Origin of the sequence: Collinsella bouchesdurhonensis (assembly GCF_900155365.1) — a bacterium.
Lineage (GTDB): Bacteria > Actinomycetota > Coriobacteriia > Coriobacteriales > Coriobacteriaceae > Collinsella > Collinsella bouchesdurhonensis.
Window position 1 is genome coordinate 444,028 of record NZ_LT699743.1, and the last position, 7,352, is coordinate 451,379.

Annotated in this window: 7 protein-coding genes; 2 read left to right on the forward strand and 5 right to left on the reverse strand. The window is 57.7% G+C overall.

Features of this window, described 5'->3' with window-relative positions; all coding sequences use genetic code 11:
• Positions 1 to 45: 45 nt before the first annotated feature.
• Positions 46 to 981 carry an undecaprenyl-diphosphate phosphatase gene (locus BQ9843_RS08230; protein ID WP_075844633.1) on the reverse strand — a complete coding sequence of 312 codons (936 nt, stop codon included), beginning with the start codon at positions 979 to 981 and terminating at the stop codon, positions 46 to 48.
• Between the two features lie 191 nt (positions 982 to 1,172).
• On the opposite strand from BQ9843_RS08230, the gene BQ9843_RS08235 reads away from it, so the two are divergent.
• On the forward strand, positions 1,173 to 1,610 hold the full coding sequence (locus BQ9843_RS08235) for a universal stress protein (RefSeq protein ID WP_022386794.1): 438 nt from the start codon (positions 1,173 to 1,175) through the stop codon (positions 1,608 to 1,610).
• A gap of 118 nt (positions 1,611 to 1,728) precedes the next feature.
• Here BQ9843_RS08235 and BQ9843_RS08240 read toward each other — a convergent pair whose 3' ends face one another.
• The 4 genes from BQ9843_RS08240 to purH form a co-directional block, all read right to left on the reverse strand.
• Positions 1,729 to 2,790 (reverse strand): sensor histidine kinase, encoded by a 1,062-nt coding sequence (locus BQ9843_RS08240; protein WP_075844634.1) that lies wholly within the window; start codon positions 2,788 to 2,790, stop codon positions 1,729 to 1,731.
• 6 nt (positions 2,791 to 2,796) lie between these two features.
• Positions 2,797 to 3,462 carry a response regulator transcription factor gene (locus tag BQ9843_RS08245; RefSeq protein ID WP_075844635.1) on the reverse strand — a complete coding sequence of 222 codons (666 nt, stop codon included), beginning with the start codon at positions 3,460 to 3,462 and terminating at the stop codon, positions 2,797 to 2,799.
• 86 nt (positions 3,463 to 3,548) lie between these two features.
• Positions 3,549 to 4,277 (reverse strand): hypothetical protein, encoded by a 729-nt coding sequence (locus BQ9843_RS08250; RefSeq protein WP_195906648.1) that lies wholly within the window; start codon positions 4,275 to 4,277, stop codon positions 3,549 to 3,551.
• A gap of 215 nt (positions 4,278 to 4,492) precedes the next feature.
• Positions 4,493 to 6,127 (reverse strand): bifunctional phosphoribosylaminoimidazolecarboxamide formyltransferase/IMP cyclohydrolase, encoded by a 1,635-nt coding sequence (gene purH / locus BQ9843_RS08255; RefSeq protein WP_075844636.1) that lies wholly within the window; start codon positions 6,125 to 6,127, stop codon positions 4,493 to 4,495.
• Between the two features lie 251 nt (positions 6,128 to 6,378).
• Between purH and BQ9843_RS08260 the strand changes: the two genes are divergently transcribed.
• A complete protein-coding gene (locus BQ9843_RS08260) occupies positions 6,379 to 7,017 on the forward strand; it encodes a GNAT family N-acetyltransferase (RefSeq protein WP_075844637.1) in 639 nt (212 codons plus the stop codon).
• Positions 7,018 to 7,352: the final 335 nt, after the last annotated feature.

Consider the following 7,352-nt stretch of genomic DNA (forward strand, 5'->3'; position numbering starts at 1 on the left):
CTCAGCCCAAGCCGAACGGCGCACCATCACCACAAGCAAAAAGCGCTATAGCCCCAGCACGGGGACAGCGACGAGGAAGTACGCAAGTACGACCACGCCTAAAACGATGCGGTAGACGCCAAAGACCTTGAAGTCGTGACGCTTCACAAAGCCCATGAGCCATTTGATGGCCGCGAGGGAAACAACAAACGCAACCACGCAGCCCACGCCCAGAATCGCCGCCTCGGACGCACCAAACGTACCGCCCTTGATAAAGAACTTGACGAGCTTGAGCGCGCTTGCACCAAACATGACGGGGATGGCCAAAAAGAACGTAAACTTGCTCGCCATCGCACGCGTGCAGCCCAAAAGCAAGCCGCCGATAATGGTCGAACCCGAGCGCGACGTGCCCGGCACCAGCGAGAGCACCTGGAACAAACCGATTCCCAAAGCAGTCTTCCAAGACAGATCATCCAGCGTGGCGATGGAGCCAAAGTCCCCGCCGTCATCCTCGCTCACAGAAGGCGTTGCAAAATGAGCGCCGGCAGGACGCGCGCCAGGCAGCACATCCACGGTCTCGCGCGTGCGGGCACGGCGCGTCTCGATAACGATGAAAGCGATACCATAGACGATCAGCGCGATGGCAACCACGGGAGCATTGTAAAAATGATCTTCCATCCAATCGTTCAACGGCAAGCCGACAACCGCCGCAGGAATGCATCCGAGCACGATCTTGCCCCAAAGCTTCCACGTGTCGCGGCGCCCCTCCTTGCCCTTGCTGGGCGAAAACGGATTGAGCTCATGAAAAAACAGCACGCAGACAGCAAGGATTGCACCCAGCTGAACAACCACCAAAAACATGTTGAGAAATGTCTTGCTCACGTTGAGCTTGATAAACTCATCGACCAAGATCATATGACCGGTAGACGAGATGGGCAGCCATTCCGTGATGCCCTCGACCAGACCCAGGAAGGCCGATTTAAGCAGTTCGATGATATCCAAAAGAAGCCTTTCGCCTGAGCTGCGGCCATGGACCCGCAGCAACTCCGTGCACCATTATCCCACGCTGCAGGCATGCTCGAAAAAAAGCAGCGTCATTTACAGAATTTAGAGGTACCGGGTGATTAAAGCCGGGTATAACCGCTGTAAGGCAACGCAGCCAAAGGAGCTGCAGAGCCATTGAGGAGGCAAACATGAACGAGGGTTATTCAAAAGTATTCGTCGCGCTCGACGGCACTGAACAGCAGGATTTTGTTCTCGCGCGCGCTATCAAGGTCGCCGCGAATAACAAAGCCAAGCTCATCATCGGCCATGTAATTGACTCGACAGCGCTCGAGTCCGCCGGTTCCTACCCCATTGATTTGGTAAACGGCCTTGAGGAGGCATTTAAGAACTCGATCGAAAAGCAGGTTGAGGAAGCAAAGGCAAACCCCGATATTCCCGAAGTCGAAGTCATCATTCGCGCCGGCCGCATTCGCGAGACCCTCAAAGACGAGATGCTCGACATTATTCAGCCCGATCTGGTGCTCTGCGGCGCTCGCGGCCTCTCTTCGATCAAGTACGCCCTGCTCGGCTCCATCTCCACGTTCCTGCTTAGGAACACCGAGTGTGACATCCTAGTTGTGAAGTAGCTCGACGCTCCGCCCAATCGTCATCAAACGCATTCGATAAAGCTCCGGCCACAAGACCGGGGCTTTATTTATGCGGGCGCCTAAAGGCAGGCATCCGCCGCCAAACCCGTCACCATGTCTACGACTCAAAATAGTGCATATGATTGGTTGGGAACGTGATCTCGACTTCAAAGAATTCCCCATGCTCGGAGCGGGCCACGATTCCCAACCCCATTTTGTCGCATAGGCGCTTGACCAAATAGAGCCCAATACCAGTGGAGCGCTTGCCGTTTCTGCCGTTCTCGCCGGTAAAGCCGCGGTCAAACACACGGTCCAAATCTGCGGCAGGAACGCCGCAGCCATTGTCGCGAACCACAAGCTTCACGCAATCATCAGTGCCCCCTGCGTTCGCACGAGTCGCCGCAAAGAGTAGCTGAGCACCTTCGTCGCGGGCGTATTTCACACTGTTTTGAATGAGCTGCCCCAAGATGAACTCAACCCATTTTTCGTCGGCAAACACCCCAAGCTCAAGGCCGCGGCAAACGGGCGCCACATGGGCAGAAATCATCGCACGCGCGTTGCGCTTAAGTGCCGAAGAGACAATGGACTGCAAGGAGACATTTCGCACTACATAATCGCGGTCGAGCGATTCCGAGCGAGCGTAAAACAGCGCCTGTTCGATGTATCCCTCAACGCAGTCAACCTCCTCCGCCAGAGCATCGACCTTTTCGTGCACCTCCTGAGGCTGAACATTGTTCACAAGGGCATCATCCAGGTTTTCGAGCATCAAATAGGCTGCAACCAGCGGCGTCTTCGCTTCGTGCACCCACGTTTCGACATACTCTCGGTAATTCGCAGTCTGGCGGCGATAGCCTGCGACCTCATCGTTTGCAGCCTTAGCGATAGCACGGATGACGTCATACACGGCCTCGCCCTCGGCATCCTCCGGATATTCCATCATCTCCATCGCCCAAGAAACGCTCTCGAGATGTTCTGCACAGCGTTCGAGCCCGCGATAGAACTTCCGGTGACGAAGCCAGTCCGACACAGCGCCGATCAGCGTGCCGGCAACTCCAATAAGGGCGACCAAGACCACGATCTGCACGTACACGCTCGTGGTGAGCAAAACGCTGCAGGCAAGCCCCGTAGCGAGCAGGGGCAACAGCACCACAGCGCCATGTGACCTCAAATACCTGCCCATAAGCCGCTACACCGAATAGCCTTGGCCGCGATGCGTGGTCAGATACCCATGTACCCCAATCTTATCGAGCGTAGCGCGCAGGCGATTGATGTTAACCGTCAAGGTGTTGTCGTCGATAAACGTATCGGAATTCCAAAGGTCGCGCATGATGGCCTCGCGCGAGACAATCGTTCCCGCATGGCGCATAAGCAAACTCAAGATCCTCAGCTCGTTTTTGGTCAGCTCGACTTCCGAGCCCTCGTACAGCGCGCGAGAACGGGCAACATCGAGCTCAAGCCCATCATGTCGCAACACAGTCTTTCCCTGCGCGGAGGAGCTGCGACGCAAAAGCGCTTGCATGCGCGCAATGAGAACACGCAGGCTATAGGGCTTGGGAATAAAGTCGTCGGCGCCAAGCGTCATACTCATAACCTCGTCGACCTCCGTCGTGCGAGAGGTAAGCACGATAATGGGCACGTCCGAATGCGAGCGCAGTTCGCGACAGATAAACTGCCCGTCCGTCTGAGGTAGGCTCAAGTCGAGAAGCACAAGGTCGGGAGACGCCTCCAGCACGTCGTCGACCACATGGTCAAACGTCGCGCAAGCAAGCGCCTCATAGCCGTTGTGCTCAAGCGCCAAGGCGAGCTCTGTGCGAATGGCGTCGTCATCTTCGACGATGTAGATCTTCGACATGGAAAAGCCCCTTTCGGTTGCCCTCCATTATGGACGAGACAAAGGCGATGCCACCGCATGTGGCAACAATGTAAGCAAGCGTCCCGTTAGGAGAAGAGCTTTGATACGCCCGTGGCCAAGAACTCGGCAATAGAGCGATCCTCTGCCGAATCTCCCTGACCAGCGTCCTCCACAACCACGCCGTGCTCATCGGAGACAAGCACATGCGCACCGCCAAGGTCGTTTAGCGAAAGCACGATATCGTCCGCGGCCCCAGGCGTCGCGCGCAACACGTGATAGCCACGCGTTGCCGCTAGCTGCTCAACCAGCGTCATTGAGCCACACAGGTGCTCGCCTTCCGCGGCAGCCACATAAAGCGTGCCCGACTTCACGCAGCAAAGCGCCTCCGGAGCCACACCCGTCTCAATTTGCTCGGCGTGAGCAAGCTCGGCACGCGCGCACAGTGCATCATGGGAAGTCGAGGCCAGGGGTTCGTAAGCGCCCACGGTCATGGCAGCGTTACCGTTTACGTCAATCACCAGCATGAGCACACCGTTGGGATCCGCATAGGTACCCTCGGCAAGAGACCACTCCACGTGCTGCTTTGCCCAAGAAAGCATATTGGTGGTGAGGGGGCGACCCTGTACCAAGCGCTGCGAAAGAGCCCGGATATGTCTGTTAAGCAAAGGAACCTGTCTGCGCGCCATGCGCCAGCGGCATACAAGCGCGGGCTGATCGAGCTGAAAATCCGGTACAGCCTGCTGCGTCTCGCAAAACTCCCTGTAGGCACGAAGGTCCTCGGGATTGGAGAAAAGATCCTCGTCACGCACCGTCATGGCAGACACGGCTCCTTTTCGTCTAAGCACGCGGGGCATGCACCCCGCCATTCCCGCAGGCTTCGAAAAAGCGCACGGGCCAAACTCTCGATAGCGAAAACGCCCCAGCAAAAGCAAGATGCTGCACGCTCATGCGGCAGGTTGCCCAGCTGGGACGCCTTTAGCAAAAGCCAAATCCCAATGCTCGAACAAACAACAGGATTCGGCAAAAACTCCTAGTGGCGGAAGTGACGAGCACCTGTGAACACCATAGCGATACCGTGGTCGTCACAAGCCTGGATGGACTCCTCGTCGCGCATCGAGCCACCGGGCTGGATAATCGCGGTCACGCCATGGGCCGCAAGCACGTCCACGTTGTCGCGGAACGGGAAGAACGCATCGCTCGCAGCAGCAAAGCCGCCCGCCTCAACGCCCATGCGCTTGCAGGTCTCCTCGGCGCGCTCGCACGCAAAGAGCGCAGAGTCGACGCGATTGGGCTGGCCAGGTCCCATACCGATACCGGACTGATCCTTGGCGATCAAGATGGCGTTGGACTTAACGGTCTTCACCACGCGCCAAGCGAACAGGAGGTCGTCCATCTCCTTGTCCGTGGGCTTGCGAGTCGTGGGGAAGGTAAAGGTCGAGGGATCCTCGGAAACGGTGTCCACGGCCTGAACGAGCATACCGCCGTCAACGGTACGAGCCTCGAGGTGAGCGTGGCCATCGGCAGCGCCGGTCTCCAACACGCGCAGGTTCTTGCGGCGGCTCAAACGCTCCAGAGCCTCGTCGGTAAAGGACGGGGCAATGAGCACCTCGACAAAAAGCTTGTCGCGATCGGCAAAGTGCTCCACAAGCTCAAGGGGAACCTCGCGGTTCAAGGCGATAATGCCGCCGTAGGCGCTCTTGGGATCGCATGCAAAGGCGCGATCATAGGCCTCGGTCACCGTCTTGGCAACAGCAGAACCGCAGGGATTTTGATGCTTGAGGATGATGGCAGCAGGCTCATCAAACTCGCGCACGGCATTCCAAGCGGCATCGGCGTCGAGCAGGTTGTTATAGGAGAGTGGCTTGCCCTGGATCTGCTTGGCGCCAACGAGCGGATTTGTCGAAGAGGCAAAGTTGCCAAACTCATCGGCAAAGCGATAGACGGCAGCGGCCTGATGCGGGTTCTCGCCATAGCGAAGGTCCTCGACCTTCTCGAGATGCAGATCGATTGCCGCAGGCGGAACAAAAGCAGCAGAGGCGGGAGCCTCGGGGGCCTCCTCTGCCAAGTAGCTGTTGAGCCACGTGGAGATAGCGGTATCGTAGGCGGCGGTACGCGTATAGGTCTTGGCAGCCAGGCGACGACGCGTGCCCAAGGTGGTTGCGCCCTTGTGGCGATGCATCTCGTCGAGAACCATCGCGTAATCGGAGGGATCGCACACCACGGTCACCGAGTCGTTGTTCTTGGCGGCAGAGCGCAGCATGGAAGGGCCACCGATATCGATATGCTCGATGGCGTCGGCAAAGGTCACATCGGGAGAGGCAACGGTCTTCTCAAACTCGTACAGGTTAACCGCCACGAGATCGATCATCTTGATATCGTGCTCGCTGGCCTGAGCCATGTGCTCCTCGGAGTCACGACGGCACAGCAGGGCGCCGTGCACCTTGGGGTGCAACGTCTTCACACGGCCATCCATCATCTCGGGGTAGCCGGTAAACTCCTCAATCGGGGTAACGGGAACGCCCGCAGCCTCAATCGCCTTGGCGGTTCCGCCCGTCGAGATAATCTCAACGCCAAAATCGTCAACCAGTGCTCGTGCGAAATCGACGACGCCGGTCTTATCGGTGACCGAGATAAGCGCGCGCCCGATCTTCACATCAGCGGCCATGCCTTCCTCCTTGTCGCGAAAGGGGCCTTGATACCGCAAAAGTTGCGGCATCGACCCCCTCTTTCACATACATCTCTAATGTAGCGCATCGACACGCCAACTCGCAGGCGATACGCATGTTATTTGAAGAAAATACCGAGAGGCGATGGCGCTTTCGCGTAGAAATGACGCAGTTGACGTGTGAACATGAAGGCACCATATTCCGCGCCCCAAACGGTGGTATTAAATCTGCCGAGAGAAAGGTGCGCTGCGTGTCGACCGTGCTGTACAGACCATTTGAAGATGAAGATTTCGAACCGCTTGTCGAGATCGTCCGTACGCTATGGCACGACGACGATGACGTCCCCGACGCTGCCTTTGGCACCCTCGAGGCGACATGCGATCTTGCGCATTGCCTCTCGGTATCCACCTTCTCACAGGTAGCCCTTATCGACGGTGCGCCGCGCGGCATCATCCTCGCCCGCTCGGAAAACGACTACAATCAAGATCTATCCCGTTGGGCGACCATCGAAGCAAAATCGGCTTGCGCCATGGATTCCTACGACGCCAAAGCCGCCCACACGTTCCAAACGTGGTACGACGGCATGCGCAAAGTAGACGAGCGCCTCTTGGCATCGAGCGGCCTTACACTCGACAATGAAATCACGCTGCTCGTTGTAGACCCCTCGGCACAGGGGCTCGGAATCGGAACGGTGCTGTTTGACGCCGTATCTTCGTACTACGCCGCACTCGGCGATCTTAAGGCGTATCTGTATACCGACAGCGATTGCAGATGGTCGTTCTACGAGCTCCGCGGCATGAAGCGTTTAGGGAGATACAAATCGACACGCGAAGAGCGCAGTCTGCTTCCGCGAGAGATGTATCTTTACGGTTTAGACCTCAGTGCCTAACCTGCGAGGAATTGGACGTCTTGAGGGCAGCTTGACGCCCAACGCGCCCGCAGGGGAAAACACATAGGCGGTACGGACACACGCCCGTGCCTGGACGCGATCGCAACTCTCTCCGCGATCGTGTCCAGATATGAAAGGGTCCGACGGAAACATTCCGTCGGACCCTTTTGCATGAACTATCGAAACTCGCAGGTTAAAACGTGCCGCCGCCTCCACCGCCGCAGCCGCCGCCTCCGCCGCCGGAAAAGCCACCACCGCCGCCACCGCCGGAGCTGGACTCCGAAGCTGCCACCGCGGACACGGAATTGTGGTAGACTTGACTCTTATACACATCT